The sequence below is a fragment of the Paracoccus sp. UBA889 genome (genome assembly GCA_002294185.1).
In the GTDB taxonomy this organism is placed as follows: Bacteria; Pseudomonadota; Alphaproteobacteria; order Rhodobacterales; family Rhodobacteraceae; genus Paracoccus.
Genome location: DBFD01000023.1, coordinates 1 through 18,015, shown reverse-complemented (window position 1 = coordinate 18,015; position 18,015 = coordinate 1). Strand labels below are relative to the sequence as shown.

Here is an 18,015-nt window from a genome sequence, read left to right as displayed (position 1 = left end):
CGCGTTTCCTGCAGGTCTGCCCCAAGGAAATGCTGGCCCATCTTCCGCATCCGATCGAGGCGGACGATGCCCCGCGCGCGGTGCCGGCGGAATAGCCGGCCCGCCGCCCGCCCGCGCCGCGCGACCGGTCGTGGCCGCCTTTCCGACCCTGGCGGGAACCCGCGCCAGGGCGTCGGGTTGCTGTTGCAGGCGGGCTTGCCAAAGCGGAGGATCTTTCGATGTCAGAACTGATCGCGATCGCGTTCGACGACGAGACAACCGGTTTCGAATTGCGGACCGAACTGGTCAAGATGCAGAAGGAATACCTGATCGAGCTTGAGGACGCGGTGGTCGTGACCCGCCCGTCCGAGGATGATATCCAGTTGCATCAGGCCGTGAACCTGACCGCCGCCGGCGCGGTCGGCGGCGGCTTCTGGGGCGCGCTGGTCGGACTTGTGTTCCTGAATCCGCTGCTGGGGGCGGCCGTGGGCGCGGGGGCGGGCGCTCTGGCCGGACGTTTCAGCGACATCGGCATCAACGACGATTTCATGCGCGATGTCGGTCATTCGCTGCAACCGGGCGGATCGGCGGTTTTCATCCTTCTGCGCAAGATGACCGCCGACAAGGTGCTGGCCCGTCTCGAGGGCTTTCACCATCGCGGCCGGATCCTGCAAACCTCGTTGTCCCAGGAGGATGAACAGAAGCTGCGGGATGCGCTGTCGGGCGGCGGCGTGCCGCCCGTCCCGCCGGCGTCGCCCGCCGGTTGATCCGCGCAACCCGCGCTTGACGGCCCGAGGCGCGGCGTGACAAAGCCGCCCTCATGATCCTGCGCGCCCTCATCAGACCGCCTGCCGCGAATCCGGCGGATCCCCGGCCGGGCGGGCGCCGCCGCTGGCGCCCGCTGCGGCGGCTGGCGGTGTGGATGCGGTGGTTCGCGCTGCGCGTGTTCGTGCTGATGGCGATGCTGGTGGGGATCTATGCCTTCATCAACCCGCCGACGACCCTGACCATCGTCGGCGAGGCGCGCAAGCGGCCGATCACGCCGCGTGTCTGGGTCGATCTGGGCGACGTATCGCCCCAGATGCGGCGGGCCGTGGTCGCCGCCGAGGATGCGAATTTCTGTCGCCACTGGGGTTTCGACATGGACGAGATCCGGCGCGTCGTGGCCTCGGGATCCAGCCGGGGGGCCTCGACGATCAGCCAGCAGACTGCGAAGAACGTCTTTCTGTGGCAGGGCCGAAGCTGGCCGCGCAAGGCCCTGGAGACAGTCTTCACACCGCTGATCGAAGCCTTCTGGTCCAAGCGGCGGATCCTCGAGGTCTATCTGAACCTGGCCGAATTCGGACCGGGCGTCTTTGGTATCGGGGCGGCGGCGCGCGAATTCTATGGCACCACGCCCGATCGACTGGACGCGGTTCAGGCGGCGCGGTTGGCGGCGGTCCTGCCCTCGCCCAAAACGCGCGATCCGCGGCAAGCCTCGGCCCGGTCGCGGTCCATCGCCGATGGTGCGGCCACGATTCGCCGCGATGGGCGGGCGGATTGCTTCTAGCCGGGACCGCCGTGGTTGAAACACCGGGTATCGGGGCGTATCAAGACGGCCGATCGTCACGAGGAATGCCGAGCAGCCGATGAACACCAACACGCAGACCACGCGGCTTTATCATTCGACCCTGTCGCCCTTTTGCCGGAAGGTCCGCCTGGTTCTGGCCGAAAAGAAGATCGAGGTCGAACTGGTCGAGGAGAAATACTGGGAGAATCCGCCCGATCTGAAGCGCCGCAATCCGGCCGGCAAGCTGCCGGTCCTTCGTTTCCGCGGTACCATGCTGGCCGAAAGTCAGGCCATCGTCGAATATATCGACGAGGTCGTGTCCGAATCGCCGCTGATGCCCAGGGGTGCGCTGGACCGGCACGAGGTGCGCCGGCTTTGCGCCTGGTTCGACGACAAGTTCAACAGCGAAGTCACCCAGCCCATCCTGAACGAGCGGGTCTGGAAGAAGATCCTGCGTTCGGGCTATCCGGACAGCCGGGCGGTCAAGGATGGCCTGCGCGCGATCAAGGAGCACATCGATTATCTGGCCGGACTGCTGGAAGACCGCCGCTGGCTGGCAGGGGGCGCGATGTCTCTGGCCGACTTCACAGCCGCGGCGCATTTTTCCTGCCTGGACTACATCTCGGACGTCGATTGGGATCGGTCCGAGGTCTTGCGGGACTGGTATGCAACGATCAAGTCGCGCCCGGCCTTCCGGGGCGTCCTGGCCGATCAGGTGCCCGGCATCCAGCCGGCCCCGCATTATGCCGAACTCGATTTCGGATAGGCAAGCCGATGCGGGATTGCGTCCCGCGACGGCCGGGGGGCCGGCCCCCCGGACCCCCCGGGGTATTTCGGCAACGCAGATGAAAGAGGCGCTGGCGGCCGAGGCGCTGGCCGCCGGGTTTGCCAAGATGCGGGTGGCGCGACCCGATGCCATTCCCGAGGCGGCGGGCCGTTTGCGTGCGTTCCTGCAGGCCGGGCGGCACGGCCAGATGGGCTGGATGGCCGAGCGCAGCCATTGGCGAGGCGATCCGGCCGCCCTGTGGCCCGAGGCGCGGTCGGTGGTCATGCTGGCCGATCTCTACACGCCGGATCACGATCCGCTGGCCGTGCTGGAGGCGCGCGACCGGGCGGCGATCAGCGTCTATGCGCAGGGGCGGGATTATCACGATCTGGTCAAGAAGCGTCTGAAGCGGCTGGGTCGCTGGATGCTGACGCGCCATCAGGACGAGGCGATCAAGGTTTTCGTCGATACCGCGCCGGTGATGGAAAAGCCGCTGGCGCAGGCTGCGGGGCTGGGCTGGCAGGGCAAACACACCAATCTTCTGGCCCGTGATCTGGGTAGCTGGTTTTTCCTGGGCGCGATCTTCACCACGCTGGATCTGCCGCCCGATCCGCCGGAGGACGAGCATTGCGGGTCCTGCCGGGCCTGTCTGGACATCTGTCCGACCGGGGCCTTCCCGGCGCCGTTCCAGCTGGATGCGCGGCGCTGCATCTCTTACCTGACCATCGAGCACAAGGGGCCGGTCGATCCCGAATTGCGGCCCCTGATGGGCAACCGCATCTATGGTTGCGACGATTGCCTGGCGGTCTGCCCGTGGAACAAGTTCGCGCGCGAGGGATCGGAGATGCGCTATCGCGGGATCGCGGGGGCACCGACGCTGGCGGAGCTGGCGGAGCTGGACGATGCCGGGTTCCGGGCGCGGTTCGCGGGCTCGGCGATCAAGCGGATCGGGCGCAACAGGTTCATCCGCAACGTCTTGTACGCCATCGGTAATTCCGCCGATCGCCGGCTTGCGCCCGTGGCACGGAATCTGCGCGGCGATGCCGATCCGGTGGTCGCGGATGCCGCCACATGGGCCGAGGCGCGGCTGACTGAGCGTTAGAGCAGGAAATCGTCGCTGTCGAGGCCAAGCTGGCCGTCCAGCCGGATATGCAGGTCGGCCCGCCCGTCACCGTCGAGATCTGCAAAGACATGGGTGTCGCCACCCGATTGCGTCCATCGAAGCTGGTTGTCACCGGAAAAGCCGCGCCTGCCGACAAATTGCAGTCGCAGGGCCGACAGATCCAGGAGGTCGATGCCGGGCCGGAAATCCTGGATGAAATCGGGCGATCCGATGCGGCTGTCGCTGACGGAATCAAAGCGGAAACGGTCGCGACCCGAGCCGCCTTCCAGTCGGTCCGCCCCTGCGCCCCCGATCAGCCAGTCGTCGCCCGCGCCGCCGATCAATCTGTCATTGCCAGCCCCGCCCCAGAGGCTGTCATCGCCGGTCTGCGCCGACAGAACATCGTTGCCGTCCGAACCGCCGATCCGGTCGTTGCCGCCCCCGCCCAGGATCGTGTCATCGCCCTGCTGCCCGGCCAGGTAATCGTTGCCATCATCGCCGTAGAGCCTGTCGTTCTGCGTGCCGCCATACAATCTGTCCGCCCCCGCGCCGCCGATCATCACATCGTCGCCGGATTCGCCGTAAAGCCGGTCATTGCCGCCGCGTCCCTCCAATCGGTCCCGGCCGCTGCCGCCACGGATGAAATCGTTGCCGGAATAGCCGTAGAGCCGGTCATCGCCGGCCTGCCCGTAAAGCCGGTTGTTGCCCCTGCCGCCACTGAGCCAGTCATCGCCGTCCCCGCCGACCAGGGTGTCGTCGCCATCCTCGCCGCGCAGTTGGTCATTGCCGCTGCCGCCCTCGAGCCAGTCGTTGCCGTTGCCGCCGAAGATCGTGTCCCGGCCCTCTTCTCCGAAAAGAAGATCGCGTCCCGAACCGCCGTCAAGCCGGTCTCTGTCCTCGCCGCCGCGCAGGAAATCGTTGCCGGAATATCCGAACAGCCGGTCGTTGCCCGATTGCCCGTAGAGCCGGTCGTTGCCGCCGCCACCGCTGATCCAGTCATTGCCATAGCCGCCGATGACGGTGTCGTTGCCGTCATCTCCGCGCAGTTCGTCGTTACCGTTTCCGCCTTCCAACCGGTCGTCATCCGCGCCGCCTTGCATCAGGTCGTCGCCATTGCCGCCGTTGAGATAGTCGTCGCCGTCCTCACCCTCCAGCACATCGTTCCCGGTGCCGCCGTACAGCCGGTCATTGCCCGCCCCGCCGCGCAGCGTATCCTGGTTGGCACCGCCATCCAGCCGATCGTCACCGTCATGGCCGCCCAGCAGGTCGTCGCCGCCGAAACCGTAAAGCTTGTCGTTGCCGGTTCCGCCCGATAACCGGTCGCGCCCGGACTGGCCGATCAGCGTGTCGCGGCCGGCGCCTCCGATCAGGTAGTCATTGCCCGATACCGCCTCCAACCGGTCATTCCCATCGCCGCCGATCACGGTATCGTCGTCACCGCCCCCATAAAGCAGATCATCGCCATTCCCCCCTGCCAGCCAATCTCGACCATCGCCGCCCTGCACGATGTCGTTGCCGTCATTCCCGCCCAGCCGGTCGTTGCCGTCTTCGCCCGCCAGCAGGTCATTGCCCTGCCCGCCATAGATCATGTCGTTGCCGGGGCCGCCATAAAGCCGGTCATCGCCCGCATCGCCATAAAGCCGGTCGTTCTGGTCCTCGCCCAGCAACGTGTCCTGTCCCGATCCGCCACGCAGCAGGTCCTGGTCGGCGCCGCCGCGCAGCATGTCGCGCCCGGCCCCGCCGATCAGGGTGTCCCGGCCGCCGCCGCCGCCAAGCAGGTTGTCGCCCGCCGTCGCCTCCAGCAAATCGTCGCCGTCATTGCCCCAAAGGGTGTCGTTGCCGTTCCCGCCTGTGATCACGTCATCGCCGGAATTGCCATAGACGCGGTCGTTTCCGTCGCCGCCTTCGATGCGGTCATTGCCGCTGCCGCCGTAGATGTAATCGCCGCCGGCTTCGCCATAAATCTGATCGTCCTGGTTGTCGCCGAAGATCGTGTCCCGGCCGGCACCGCCATAAAGCAGGTCAGCGCCGTCATGTCCGCGCAGAAGGTCTTCGCCGTCTCCGCCGAAGACCGTGTCCGCACCGCCGCCGGCCGCGACCGTATCATTGCCCGCCTTTGCCTCGATCCGGTCCGGGCCGGCCTGTCCCAACAGGCGGTCCGGAGCCTCGGAGCCAAAGATCCAGCGGCCGACGGTCGAGGGCACCTCGGACGGGTCGATGGTGGAGGGGTCCAGTTCGGGCACCCAGTAATGGGCGATCGGGAACATCTCGTTGCCGAAATCTGATGCAGCCAGCGTGGTGCCATCGGCGGAAAAGATGTCAATGACCGAATTGCCGTAGAAAATCTTGATGCCATAGCTTTGCGGCGCGAAGGTCAGTTGCCATGTGCTGCGGATCATGCCCAGCATCGACAGATCCAGCCGGTCGACGCCCTTTTCGTAGTCGAGGATCGCAATCCGGCCGTCAAAGCGTGTGGCGACGAAGATGTCGGCGCCGGCGCCGCCGGTCATCGACACGCTCTGGCTTTTCGAGACAAGGATATCGTCGCCGTCCCCGCCGAACAGGCGCGTCGTGCCGTCGCGGGCGACGATCAGGTCATCGCGGGCGGTGCCGCCGGCATTGCCGGTCGTGCCGCTGCCGGTCATGCCCAGCCGGCCCGGATCGAATTCAAGCTGTGTGATTCCGGTCTCGGTGCCGCTGGCGACGAACAGCGCGATCTTGCCGCCCATCACCTGCGCCTCGATATCGCTGACATCGGCAAGGGTCAGCGCGTCCGTATCCTCGATCGTGGCCAGATGCAGAAGCCGTCCATCCGGCAGGACCGTGAAGACGCTGATCCCGTCATCGGCGCCGCCGGCAAAGACATAGGCGCGCCCATCCACCACGGCCGTCGCCATCGCGGTCGCGGACTGAAAGCGCGTCGTCCTTTCATCGATGACGTGATCGACCGCCGTCACCTCGCCGGTCGAGGAAAGCTGGAAGACCGACAGCGAGGACGAGGTTCCGCCCGCGACGATCAGAAAGGATTTGCCGCCGAACTGGACCGCCTCGATGTCGGTCGGGATGTAATAGCCGGTTCCCTGCGCCGAGGCATGAACCTTGCCACCATCCAGAACGCCGTCCTCGCCCACCAGGTGGGTCGAGATGAAATTGCCCAGGCCCGAGATCGCGACCAGCATCCGCTGGCCCTGGACCGTCAGGCCGATGATCTTGTCCAGCGCCGCGTCCGGCGGGGCGCTGCTGATCGGGATGCTGGCCGATGACGTATCCAGAAGACTTCCGTCATCGCCGATGCGACGCGTTTCCAGCGTCAATGTCCGCGCATTGGCCGAATAGAGAAATCGCCCCGCCTCGGTCTCGAACGTGCCGATCGCGCCGATCGCGGCGCCCGGTCCGGACCCGCCCAGGATCGTGCGGAAACTGCCCAGATCGCCGTTCGCGGCGACGGCGATTCCCAGATCCGCGGCCCCGCCCAACTGCCCCAGATGCAGTTGTGGCCCCTGGGCCAGGGCGAGAACGCTGATTTCGGGATTGCCCTGATAGCTGAATTTGTCGCCGAACGCGATGCTGTCGATGCGTGTCAGCGGCGTGCCCGATCCGTCGGTCGCAAAACTGGCGATCCCGCCCTGGAACGTGTTGCTGCTGACAAGCACCAGCCGTCCGCCGAACCAGACAATCGCCAGATCGGTGAGGTTGGACAGAAAGGCGTTGTCCGCGGTCCCCGTCGTGACCACGTGGCTATAGGTGAGCATGGTTCAACCGGCTGAGTTGGGCCGTCGGAGAAGGCTAGGTCAGGCGATTTAACAGGGCCTTAAACCGCGCCGCCGCGCCATCCGGATCTGATTTGCATTTTATGCAACCCGATGCCGCGGGGTGAGCGGGTCAGGTTCGGGGTGACGGCGCATTCGCAGCAGGCCGACCGAACGCCAGCGGACCATAAAGGATCAGACCCGGCTGCGTCACCCGCGTCCGGGCCATGATCCGGGCCAGGCTGTCAATGTCGGTGCGCAGCAGCCGCTGTTCGGGATGGCCGACCGCCTCGGCGAACAGCGCCGGGGTGGTGCCGGGCAGGCCGTGCACGCGCAGACCTTTCGCCAGTTCCGGGAAACTGCGCTGACCCATGAAGACGACGGTGGTGACCTGCGGATCGGCCAGGGCTGCCCAGTTGATGTCCTGCGGCAGATGGCCGGTCACGTCGGCACCGGTCACGAATTGCAGGCGCCGGGCGGTCAGGCGGCGGGTCAGCGGAATCGACGCGGCGGCTGCGGCGGCCGCGGCCGAGGTCACGCCGGGCACGATCTCGAACGGGATACCGGCCTCGGTCAGGGCCACGATCTCTTCCTCGAGCCGCCCGAAAATTCCCGCATCCCCCGATTTCAACCGAACCACGCGGCGGTTCCGGCGCGCATGTTCGACCAGCAGCGCGTTCACGTGTTCCTGCCGCGCCGAAGGCCGCCCTGCCCGCTTGCCGACCGAGATCATCTGCGCCGCCGGATCGGCGTGGTCCAGCACCGGCCCCGAGGCGAGATCGTCGAACAGGACCACATCGGCCTCGGACAGTCGCCGCGCGGCCTTCAGCGTCAGCAGTTCGGGATCGCCCGGCCCGGCCGAGACGAGCGAGACGAAGCCGGGGCGAAGGGCGGATCGGATCACGGGCAGGACTTTCGGGGTGGCGGGTCTGATCCAGCTATATCACCGACGGCGGGGCTGACAATGGCGCGCCCGGCCGGCTCCTTGCGCTTTGCTTGAAACTTTCGGCCGTTTCATGCGTGTCTTTGCAGGCAACTAACAGGGTTGGACGATGACGGTAATCTGCTGGTTTCGACGTGTGCTGCGGCTGGACGATCATCCCGCCCTGGTCGCGGCAGCCGGTTCGGGACCGGTCATCCCGCTTGTGATCCTGGATCCGGCAGAGGCGCGCGATCATCCGGCCAGCGCCCAGCGTCAGGCGCTGTCGCTGCCCCGGCTTCAGGCCGCGCTGCATGGCCGCAACAGTCGCCTGATCCTGCGCCGGGGCGATCCGGCCGAGGTTCTGGAACGGATCGCGCGCGAGACCGGCGCCACGGCAATCCACACGACCGAGGGCTTCCCCTTTGCCAGCGATCACGGGTTGAAGGCGGCCGCCCTGCGCGGCGGGGCCGCGTTGCACCTGCATCCGCTGGCCGATCTGGTGCCGCGCGGCTCGGTCACGACGCAGCAGGGCGGCATCTACAAGGTCTTCACGCCATTCTGGCGGGCGCTGCGCACGACCCGGATCGAGGCGCCGCTGAACCCGCCCTCGCTGACCCTGCCCGAGACATGGCCCGACAGCGACGGCACCGACTGGCCCGAGGCGAGGGCGGTAATGGATCGCGGCTGGCCGGTCGTGGCCGATCATGTCCAGCCCGGCGAGGATGCCGCGCGCGACCGGCTGGACGATTTCCTGCACGGGCCGGTGCGCGACTACGCCGATCACCGCGACCAGCCCTGGCGGGACGGCACCTCGAACCTGTCCGACGCGCTTGCCGTGGGCGAGATCAGCGCCCGGCGTATCTGGCATGTCGGGCAGGCGGCGCGCGAGGCGGGGCGGCAGGGGGTCGAGGGTTTTCTTCGCGAGGTGGCCTGGCGGGAATTCGCGCGGGAATTGTTCCACGAGATGCCGCAGATGGACCAGACCTGCTGGCGCGAGGAATGGAATGATTTTCCGTGGAAGCGCGACAACAACGACGCCGAGAACTGGCGACGCGGCCTGACCGGCGTCGCGATGGTCGATGCCGGGATGCGCGAGCTGTTCGTGACCGGACGGATGCATAATCGCGTCCGCATGATCGCCGGCAGCTATCTGACCAAGCATCTGCTGACCGATTGGCGCGTGGGCCTGGACTGGTTCGCCCGCACGCTGATCGACTGGGACGCGGCCTCGAACGCGATGAACTGGCAATGGGTGGCGGGATGCGGGCCGGATTCCGCCCCCTATTTCCGTGTTTTCAACCCCGACACCCAGGCCGGAAAATTCGATGCCGCCGCGCGCTATCGCGACCACTGGCTGAAGCCTGATGCCAGGGGCGCGCAGGCTTTCGCCAGGGCGGCCCCGCGGTCGTGGCAGATCGATCTGGACCGGACGCCGATGCCTGCGATCTCTCTGTCGCAGGGCCGATCACGGGCGTTGACGGCTTACGAGGATTTCAAGGATTAGCATGATGAAGATGATCATCCTCTATTTCTCGACACTGATCGTGTTTCTTGCCGTGGATGTGGTGGGGATCAGATTTCTGATCCGGCCGATCTTCGAGCGTTCCATCGGCGATCTGCTGGCCGATCCGTTCCGGCTGGGCCCGGCTGCGGCCTTCTATGCCTTCTATGTGGTGGGGCTTTTGTATTTCGTTTCGGTCCCGGCCTTGCGGGACGGAGCGCCGGTGCAGGCTTTGCTGGCCGGCGCGCTGCTGGGGCTGATGTGCTATGGCACTTATGAATTCACCAGCCTTGCCATCATGCGCGACTGGTCATGGGCGCAGGTTGTCGCGGACACCGCCTGGGGCGGTTTTCTGACCGGGCTCTCGGCCTGGGCTGGTGTGACGATCGTCCGCATGGTCGGCTGATGCGGGCGCTGGTTCTGGGCGCTTCGGGCGGGATCGGCGCGGCGGTCTGCGATCGCCTGGCCCGGGACGGCGCCAGGGTGACGCGCCTGTCGCGCCGCGATGACGGGTTGGATCTGACAGACCCGACGACACCGGGCCCGCTGGCAGCCCGGCTGGAGCGGCCGTTCGATCTGATCTTCAACGCAACGGGCGCGCTGGTGATCGGCGGCCATGAACCGGAAAAAAGCTTCGCGGCAATCGACGCGCAGGCGATGGCGCGGCAATTCGCCCTGAACGCGACCGGCGTGGCGCTGGCGATCCGCCATTTTGCGCCGCTTCTGCGCGACAAGGGGCGGGCCGTCTTTGCCTCTCTGTCGGCGCGGGTCGGCTCGATCGGCGATAACGGGTTGGGCGGCTGGGTGTCCTATCGCGCAGCAAAGGCCGCGCAGAACCAGATCATCCGCACCGCCGCGATCGAATGGCAGCGGCACAATCCCGACAGCATCTTCGTCGCGCTGCATCCGGGCACGGTCGAGACACCCCTGACCGCAAAATATGCCGCCCGCTATCGGACCATCACGCCCGACCGCAGCGCCCGCGCGCTGCTGGACGTGATCGCCGGGCTGACGGCGCGGGACAGCGGCGGGTTTCGCGACTGGAAGGGCGAGGTGGTGCCGTGGTGATCGGCCTGGCCGTCGCAAGGGACGTGACAGCCTGACGGGCGCCCGCCGCCCGCGCCGGCGCTGCGAACGGCCTAGTCGCCGTCGCGGCTGAGCCTTCGGGTCAGGCGCAGCGAGGCGGCATAGGGCAGGGCGCGGATCAGCTTCAACGTCCGGGTCAGGCGATGCGGAAAATGGATCTCGAACTGCTTGCCGGCGAGCCCTTTCATGATCGCGGCGGCGGCCTTGTCGGCCGGCATGATGGCCGGCATCCGGAACCGGTTCCTGCGCGTCATCCGGGTGTCGACGAAGCCGGGGCAGATCAGCCGGACATCCACATCCGGTCGTTCGGCGCGCAGGCTTTCGGCCAGATTGATCACCCCGGCCTTGGTCGCGGAATAGATCTGGCCCTGCGGCAGCCCGACATAGCCTGCGACCGATCCGCACAATGCCAGCTGACCGTGCTTGCGCAGCAGCCTCGGTCCGACCTGTGCGATGTGAAAGCTGCCGGTCAGGTTCACGGTGACAAGCTGCGCGGCCTTCTCCGGATCCAGATCGGCGATCCGTCCGGGATCGTAAAGCGCCGCCAGATGCACGATCCGGTCCAGCTTGCCGCCCGCGGCGATCGCCGCCGCCGCGGCCTCGATCGAGGCGCGGTCGGCCACGTCGAGCGGCAGGATTTCGGCCTCGCCGGCTTCGGCCGCGACCTCTGCCAGCTTGTCCCTGCCGCGTGCCGACAGGATCAGATCCGCCCCTTCGCGGGCATAGGCCAGCGCCAGTTCGCGGCCGATCCCGTCGCTGGCGCCGATGATCCAGATCCGTTCAGCCATGGGACATGCGATATTGAATGACATCGGTGCGCCCGACGCTGAACGACGCGGCGCAGGCGGCAAGATAGAAACGCCAGACGCGGATGAATCCCTCGTCAAATCCCATCTCGCGGATCCGGGGCAGGCTTTCGTCGAAGCGGGCCAGCCAGTCGCGCAGGGTACGCGCATAATCCAGCCCGAAGTTGAACGTCTCCTCGATACGCAGCCCGACCGCCCGCGCCTCGGCCTCGAACCGGGTGGGCGAGGGCAGCATTCCACCGGGAAAGATGAAGCTGCGGATCATGTCGGGTCCGGCGCGATAACGGTCGAAATAGCGGTCGGCCACGGTGATTGTCTGCACCATCGCCCGGCCCTTCTGCGACAGGACCTGCGCCAGCTTGCCGAAATAATCGCGCCAGTAGCGTTCGCCGACCGCCTCGAACATCTCGATCGAGACGACATGATCGAAACGGCCGCTTTCGTCGCGGTAATCCTGCAACGCGATCTCGGCATTGCCGTCCAGCCTGCGCCGCGCGTATTCGGCCTGCTCGACCGACAGGGTCAGGCCCTTGGGCGCGAAATCGCCCCGCGACAGGGCGCGCTCGGCAAAGCCGCCCCAGCCGCAGCCGATTTCCAACACGTGATCGCCCGGTTGAACCCCCATCTGATCGACCATGGATTTGTATTTGGCGGTCTGCGCGGCCTCTAGCGACATCTGCGCGCCGTCCTCGAACATGGCCGAGGAATAGGTCATCGTCTCATCCAGCCAAAGCCCGTAGAACTCATTGCCAAGATCATAGTGCTTGATGATGTTGCGTTTGGCCTGCTTGCGGTTGTTGCGTTGCAGCCAAAAGCGGAACTTCTCAAACTGACGCAGCAGCCCTTGGCCAGGGAAGCCGTCGTAAACCGTTTCGTTGCCAGCATGCACCAAATCCATGAAGGCTTGCAGGTCGGGGGTCGACCACCATTCGTCAAGGTATGCGTCACAAAAGCCCAGATCGCCCTCGCGGATCAGGCGGGCAAAGAGGTCATCGTTGTGGATATGCAATTCGGCCACCGGGCCGGGTTTGGCCCCTTCGGCCCGGAACGCGCGGCCATCGGGCAAGACGAATTCCACCCGCCCATGCTGCATCGCCTGCGCCATGGCAAAGACCTGTGGGAAATAGCGCGGCAGACCCTTCTGCCCCTCTGTTGTCGTCAGCTTCATACCTCGGTTCCGTTCTTGTTCTTGGCGCCTACTGTAACCGCAGGCTGCTGTTTCGCAAAAATTTAAAAATCACGATTGCGGTAGGCATCCAGTGCCCGTTCGCGCCCTTCCGAAAGATCGACAATCGGGTCGGGATAGTCGTCATCCGGGCTGAGGCCCCAGCGGCGTGGGATCGCGACGAAATAGGCCAGCGCATCCTTGCTCGGGCTTGCCCGGCCCTCGGCGATCCAGCGGCGGGTATAGTCTCGGCCCTTGTCGAACCGATCAAGCTGGGTTTCAGGATTGAAAATGCGAAAGAACGGCGTCGCATCGGGGCCAGAGCCCGCGGCCCATTGCCAGCCCATCGCGTTGTTGGCCGGATCCCAGTCGATCAGGTGCTCTTCGAACCACTTTTGGCCGATGCGCCAGTGACACATGAGGTGTTTGGTCAAATAGCTCGCCATAATCATGCGGCCCCGGTTGTGGATCCGCCCGGTGACCTGCAATTCGCGCATGGCGGCATCGACGAATGGCACGCCGGTGCGCCCCTGTTTCCACGCCAGTACCTCGGCGCGGCGCTCATCCTGAAAACACGGGAAAGCCTGCCATTCCTCGCGCCAGTTTTGGTCAAGGATGCGGGGCGTGTGGTACATCAGATGATAAGCAAACTCGCGCCAAGCGAGTTCTTTCAGAAAGGTCTCTGCCCCCCGCTTACCATCTTGCATCGCACGCTGACCAGCATGCCAGCATTGCGCCGGGCTGATTTCGCCCAAAGAGAGGTTTTCGGACAGCGCAGAGGTGCCGTCTTCGCCCGGCATGTCGCGGCTTTCATCATAGCCTTCGACGATATGCGCGATGAAGGACCCCAGCCGCGCCTGTGCTGCGGCCTCGCCCAGACGGACAAAGGGGCGCACGATATCACGCCNNCGCCCCAGCCGCAGCCGATTTCCAGCAGCCGCCCCGATTCGCCGGCCAGATTGTCGATGATGCGATCGTATTTTCGCTGCTGCGCGGCGCCCAGATCATCGCCATCGCTGAACAGCGCCGAGGAATAGGTCATGCTGGGATCCAGCCACAGCGAATAGAAATCGTTGCCCAGATCGTAATGCGCCGAGATATTGCGCCGCGCCCCGGTTCGGGTGTTGCGGTTCAGCACATATAATGCCCGCAGCGCCAGCATCCGCAGGCGGTTGCCATAGATATACCGCTCCAGCGCGTCCTCGTTCAGCAATGCCAGCGTCAGCAATGCCTCGAGGTCGGGGGTGTCGCACCAGCCGTCGCGATAGGCCTCGGTCATGCCGATGTCGCCCTTGGCGGCCAGCGCCGGAATGGTGCGCCAATCATGCACGATCAGCGCGGCCTCCGGCCCCGGAGCGGTGCCGCCGAAATGATGGACCTCGCCCTCGGGCGTGACGACGCGCAAGGTGCCGAGCCGCACCTTGCGGGCGGTGTCAAGAAATTCTCGTGTCAACCGGCGCTGAAACAACATGAACGACCCCCCAGTTCTTTCATTCTTCCCCGTCGCGATCCAGACCGGTCGCCTCTGACCTGCGGCCGGGACGCTGCGGCGGTTTTGGCAGATAACGAAGTCCACGGGCACGAAGTTTCACGGCCTGCCAGTGGATCAGGCCTATCACCTTCTGCGCCTGGAAAGGATGGCTCAGGGCGGCCCGGCGCAGTGCCGCCCGGTCCAGGGATTGCGCCGGCCCGACCATCGAGGTTCCCAATTGCCGGCTGCCCTCCGCGCTGGTCCAATCCACCCAGGCGCCGAAGCGGCCCGGCCCGCTGTCGAAGCGAAACAGATAGCGACCTTCGCGCGGCAGGAACGGCGAGACGTGGAAAATCTTTTCGCCCCCAAGCCGGTCCTCGCGGCGGATCGGCCCCCGGTCGGGCCGGTGGCACAGATAGAAATGCCGCTCGCCGAAGGTATTGGATACCTCGGCCAGCACCGCGCGCAGGTCCTGCCGGTCATCGCGGCACAGCCAGAAGCTGACCGGGTTGAAGCCATAGCCCGACGTGCGCGGTGCGGTGATCAGTGTCACCTCGCGCGCCTCGGCCAGTCCCGCATCCGACAGCACCCCCAGGATGAAATCGCGCAGGGATGTGCCGTCGCGATCACCGTAATCCCGGCGCCGCAGCGACCACAATCCGGGCCGGTCGATGGCCAGCGGCAGATCGCCTGCATCGATCCGGTCCACGGGCAGCGCCAGAAACGTGGTGCGATAGCGGAATTCGCGCGCCACGTCGCCGCGCCTGCCGTGCCAGATCCGGGCGGGTATCAGCGCGCCGTCCCACAGATCCGTCATGCGGCCTGCGCCTCGTCGGCCCAGGGGTCCTGTCCCAGAGGCCAGGCGATTCCCATCGCCTGCGCCACCCGCAGCGCCGACAGCAGTCCGTCCTCGTGAAAGCCGTATCGCGTCCATGCCCCGGCATAATAGACCCCGCCGCGCCCCTGAATCGAGGGCAAACGAACCTGCGCCGCCATCGTGGCCGTATCGAATTGCGGATGCGCCATGAGCGCCTCGTCATGGATGCCGCGCGGCTCGGTTTCCGGATTCAGGGTCACGATCAGAGGGCTTTCCGTTTTCAGGTTCTGAAGCCGGTTCATCCAGTAGGACAGGCTGACCGGCTGGTGCGGGTCAGGCCGTCGCCGCGCCGTGATATAGTTCCAGGCAGCCCAGGCGGCGGGGCGTCGCGGCATGAAGGCCGGATCGCTGTGCAGCACCATCCGGTTGGGCTGCGTGCGAAACACCGACAGGACGGCCCGCTCCTCGGCGTCGGGATGATCCAGCATCTCCAGCGCCTGCGGGGCGTGGCAGGCAAAGACCGCGCGGTCGAAACGCTGGGGCCCGTGGGGGCTGACGACGGTGACGCCCTCCTTGTCCCGGATCACGCGGAAAACCGGCGCGGCCAGCGCGACGCGCGCCTTCAGCCGTGTCAGGATCGCATCGACATAGGCCCGCGCGCCGCCGGTCACGGTCAGCCAGTTCGGCTGCCCCGATGGCGACAGCAGACCGTGATTGTCGAAGAACCGCACGAAGCTGGCGGCCGGGAAATCCAGCATGGCGCGCGAGGGGGTGGACCAGATCGCCCCCGAGATTGGCAGCAGGAACATGTCGCGGAAATCCGCGCCCAGCCGCAATTCATCCAGCATCGCGCCCAGCGAATGACCGCTGGCGCCAAAGCGCGTCGCGTGGCGGAAGAAACGCAGGATGTCGCGCAGCATCAGCAGGTGGCGCGGATCGACGGCCCGCCGCCTCTGCGCGAACAGGGCCGCGGTGTTGCCGGTGCCGTATTCGTAGCGGCCATTCCCGAAACTGGCCGAGAAGGTCATGTCCGACGGCTCCAGCGCCACCCCCAGATGTTCCAGCAAAGGCACGAACAGCGGATAGGTGCGGCGGTTGCAGACGATGAAGCCGGTATCGACGCGGGCGCCCATCGCCTCGACCGTGCGGGTATGGCCGCCGGCACGAGGCTCGGCCTCGAAAAGGGTCACGTCATGATGCGAATCCAGAAGCCACGCGGTGCCAAGCCCGGATATGCCGCTGCCGATCACGGCGATACGGCGGCGGGGGCCCGGCAGGGCCGGCCGGGCTTCGCGGGGATGGGCAAGTCTGGTCACGAGGCTTCTCCTGCTGTCGGAACCAGACACGGCTGCCGGTGCGAAAATGGTGCAAGGCGCGCAGATTTTGCGATCCGTCGCAAAGCGGCCCTGCGCGCGACGATCCGGATTTTCCGGCCTCAGTCCAGCGGCTTCAGGCCGGCCTCGATCTGTGACCGGCGATCTTCCAGGAACGGCGGCAGCGACAGCGTCGTGCCCATCGTGTCGCGCGGCTCGTCGGCATCGAAGCCCGGTCCGTCGGTGGCAAGTTCGAACAGGTTGCCCGCCGGCTCGCGGAAATAGAGCGAACGGAAATAGAAGCGGTCGATCTCGCCCGACGTGGCGACGCGGGCGGCGCCGAGACGTTCGGCCCAGCCGCTTAGCGCAGCCTTGTCGGGCACGCGGAAGGCCACGTGATGCACGCCGCCCGCGCCAAGCCGTGCCCGGGGCAGGCCGGGCTGGACGGCGACATGCAGTTCCGCCGCCGCCCCGCCCGCCCCCATCTCGAAGACATGGACCTGCCCCGCGCCGTCGGGGGCGGGATAGTCGCGGACGCGGCGCATCTTCATCACTGTTCTCAGCAGGGCTTCGGTCGGGGCCAGTTCGGCCACCGAGATCGTGACCGGCCCCAGGCCGTGGATGCGGTGCTCGGCCGGAACCGGGCTGTCGGGCCAGGGCGTGCCCTCGGGGTCGGGCGCGGCGATCAGTCGCAGGCGCTGGCCTTCGTGATCTTCCAGATCCATCCCTGCGCGGCCGTCGATCAGGGTGACGCCACCATGCGGGACACCGCTGTCGCGCAGCCGCGAGGCCCAGTAATCCAGACCCGATTCGGCCACGCGCAGGCCGGTCAGGCTGATCGAATTGGTGCCGCGCCGGTCTTTTGCGGCCGGTAGATCGAAAAAGGTGATGTCGGTTCCCGGATTGCCCGCGCCGTCGGCGTAAAACAGATGATAGGCCGAGACATTGTCCTGATTGACCGTCTTCTTGACCCGGCGCAGGCCCAGGATCCGGGTGTAGAAGCGGTTGTTGCCGGGCGCGTCGGCGGTGATTGCCGTCAGATGGTGAAGTCCGGTCAGTTGCATGGGCTATTCCTCGGGTTTTCTCTCTGGCGCCCTGTCTGGCGGCCGGGGGCTTGTCCGCGCCGGGCGAAGGGCACAGGATGGTCCGGCCGCGATGAAACAGCGTCGGGCAAGGGGGTGATCATGCTGGTGGATCCGAATGCGCCGTTCTTCCGGCCGCTCTGGGTGCGTGTCCTCTGTGTCATTCTGCCGCTGATCTGGGCGGTGGTCGAGCTGCGGTCGGGCGCAGTGTTCTGGGCGATCCTGTTCGGCGCGGCGGGGTTGTATCTTGGGTTCGAATTGTTCCTGCGCCGCAAGGGCGATTAGCGGGATAACCCCGGGGCGCCCTCGATCCAGGCAAAACCGTTGGCGGGCAGCGACAGGATCCCCTCGCCCAGCATGGCCGAGGATGGACCGGTCAGGGCCGTGGCGTCGGTTTTCAGCCGAACCGGCCTTGCCGACAGGTTGAAGACACATGTCACGGCCTGTCCCTCGTGATCGCGGCGGAAGGCAAGGATCGGCTCGGCCAGCTCCAGAAACTCGGTCCTGCCCCATCGCAGCGCCGGCGTGGCCTTGCGAAACGCGATGATCGCGCGATAGGCGGCCAGCACGCTGTCATTGTCGGCCTGCTGGCCCGCGACTGCGCGCGCGGCCTGCGGTTCCTTGACCGGCAGCCAGGGGATCCCGGTCGAGAAGCCCGCATTGGCCTGCGTCCTGTCCCAGACCATCGGCGTGCGGCAGCCGTCGCG

Annotated in this window: 16 protein-coding genes and 2 pseudogenes; 8 read left to right on the top strand and 10 right to left on the bottom strand. The window is 66.4% G+C overall.

What is annotated here, in order from left to right; genetic code table 11:
* Window positions 1-218 precede the first annotated feature (218 nt).
* The 4 genes from B4L36_RS03920 to queG all read left to right on the top strand — a co-directional run bounded on the left by B4L36_RS03920 (window position 219) and on the right by queG (window position 3,396).
* The gene (locus B4L36_RS03920) at window positions 219-746 is read left to right on the top strand and encodes a DUF1269 domain-containing protein (RefSeq protein WP_292952674.1); all 528 of its coding nucleotides are present in this window, start codon (window positions 219-221) and stop codon (window positions 744-746) included.
* A gap of 53 nt (window positions 747-799) precedes the next feature.
* Window positions 800-1,528 (top strand): monofunctional biosynthetic peptidoglycan transglycosylase, encoded by a 729-nt coding sequence (mtgA, locus tag B4L36_RS03915; protein ID WP_414692135.1) that lies wholly within the window; start codon window positions 800-802, stop codon window positions 1,526-1,528.
* A 79-nt stretch (window positions 1,529-1,607) separates the two neighbouring features.
* Window positions 1,608-2,294, top strand: a complete 687-nt coding sequence (locus tag B4L36_RS03910; RefSeq protein ID WP_292952668.1) for a glutathione S-transferase family protein — start codon at window positions 1,608-1,610, stop codon at window positions 2,292-2,294.
* A 79-nt stretch (window positions 2,295-2,373) separates the two neighbouring features.
* Window positions 2,374-3,396, top strand: a complete 1,023-nt coding sequence (gene queG, locus B4L36_RS03905; RefSeq protein WP_292952665.1) for a tRNA epoxyqueuosine(34) reductase QueG — start codon at window positions 2,374-2,376, stop codon at window positions 3,394-3,396.
* On the opposite strand, the gene B4L36_RS03900 is transcribed toward queG, so the two are convergent.
* On the bottom strand, window positions 3,393-7,148 hold the full coding sequence (locus B4L36_RS03900; RefSeq protein WP_292952662.1) for a calcium-binding protein: 3,756 nt from the start codon (window positions 7,146-7,148) through the stop codon (window positions 3,393-3,395). The genes queG and B4L36_RS03900 overlap by 4 nt on opposite strands.
* A 130-nt stretch (window positions 7,149-7,278) precedes the next feature.
* A complete protein-coding gene (gene cobA / locus B4L36_RS03895) occupies window positions 7,279-8,049 on the bottom strand; it encodes a uroporphyrinogen-III C-methyltransferase (protein ID WP_292952659.1) in 771 nt (256 codons plus the stop codon).
* Between the two features lie 148 nt (window positions 8,050-8,197).
* On the opposite strand from cobA, the gene B4L36_RS03890 reads away from it, so the two are divergent.
* From B4L36_RS03890 to B4L36_RS03880, 3 genes are read left to right on the top strand one after another with little or no spacing between them, the layout of a single operon-like run.
* A complete protein-coding gene (locus tag B4L36_RS03890; protein WP_292952656.1) occupies window positions 8,198-9,571 on the top strand; it encodes a cryptochrome/photolyase family protein in 1,374 nt (457 codons plus the stop codon).
* Between the two features lie 4 nt (window positions 9,572-9,575).
* The gene (locus B4L36_RS03885) at window positions 9,576-9,974 is read left to right on the top strand and encodes a DUF2177 family protein (RefSeq protein WP_292952653.1); all 399 of its coding nucleotides are present in this window, start codon (window positions 9,576-9,578) and stop codon (window positions 9,972-9,974) included.
* Complete coding sequence (locus tag B4L36_RS03880; protein ID WP_349675817.1) at window positions 9,974-10,636, top strand: SDR family NAD(P)-dependent oxidoreductase; 663 nt, start codon at window positions 9,974-9,976, stop codon at window positions 10,634-10,636. The genes B4L36_RS03885 and B4L36_RS03880 overlap by 1 nt, the downstream gene beginning before the upstream one ends.
* A 71-nt stretch (window positions 10,637-10,707) precedes the next feature.
* Here B4L36_RS03880 and B4L36_RS03875 read toward each other — a convergent pair whose 3' ends face one another.
* The 7 genes and pseudogenes from B4L36_RS03875 to B4L36_RS03845 form a co-directional block, all read right to left on the bottom strand.
* Window positions 10,708-11,442: an SDR family NAD(P)-dependent oxidoreductase gene (locus B4L36_RS03875; protein ID WP_292952650.1), complete on the bottom strand. Its 735-nt coding sequence runs from the start codon at window positions 11,440-11,442 to the stop codon at window positions 10,708-10,710.
* On the bottom strand, window positions 11,435-12,628 hold the full coding sequence (locus B4L36_RS03870) for an SAM-dependent methyltransferase (protein WP_292952646.1): 1,194 nt from the start codon (window positions 12,626-12,628) through the stop codon (window positions 11,435-11,437). Before B4L36_RS03870 ends, B4L36_RS03875 begins: the two co-directional genes overlap by 8 nt.
* A 62-nt stretch (window positions 12,629-12,690) precedes the next feature.
* A pseudogene (locus B4L36_RS03865) lies at window positions 12,691-13,527 on the bottom strand (cryptochrome/photolyase family protein); the annotation flags it as partial.
* A gap of 56 nt (window positions 13,528-13,583) precedes the next feature.
* Window positions 13,584-13,787 (bottom strand): annotated as a pseudogene (locus tag B4L36_RS03860) (class I SAM-dependent methyltransferase); the annotation flags it as partial.
* Window positions 13,788-14,115: 328 nt separating this feature from the next.
* Window positions 14,116-14,913 (bottom strand): DUF1365 domain-containing protein, encoded by a 798-nt coding sequence (locus B4L36_RS03855; RefSeq protein WP_292952643.1) that lies wholly within the window; start codon window positions 14,911-14,913, stop codon window positions 14,116-14,118.
* Window positions 14,910-16,229 (bottom strand): NAD(P)/FAD-dependent oxidoreductase, encoded by a 1,320-nt coding sequence (locus tag B4L36_RS03850; protein ID WP_292952640.1) that lies wholly within the window; start codon window positions 16,227-16,229, stop codon window positions 14,910-14,912. The genes B4L36_RS03855 and B4L36_RS03850 overlap by 4 nt, the downstream gene beginning before the upstream one ends.
* Before the next feature lie 119 nt (window positions 16,230-16,348).
* On the bottom strand, window positions 16,349-17,290 hold the full coding sequence (locus B4L36_RS03845; protein ID WP_292952637.1) for a ring-cleaving dioxygenase: 942 nt from the start codon (window positions 17,288-17,290) through the stop codon (window positions 16,349-16,351).
* A gap of 120 nt (window positions 17,291-17,410) precedes the next feature.
* On the opposite strand from B4L36_RS03845, the gene B4L36_RS03840 reads away from it, so the two are divergent.
* On the top strand, window positions 17,411-17,593 hold the full coding sequence (locus B4L36_RS03840) for a hypothetical protein (protein ID WP_292952634.1): 183 nt from the start codon (window positions 17,411-17,413) through the stop codon (window positions 17,591-17,593).
* Here the strand turns inward: B4L36_RS03840 and B4L36_RS03835 are convergent.
* Window positions 17,590-18,015, bottom strand: a 426-nt coding sequence (locus tag B4L36_RS03835) for a DUF3459 domain-containing protein (protein ID WP_292952631.1), incomplete at its 5' end; no start/stop codon positions are given. The genes B4L36_RS03840 and B4L36_RS03835 overlap by 4 nt on opposite strands.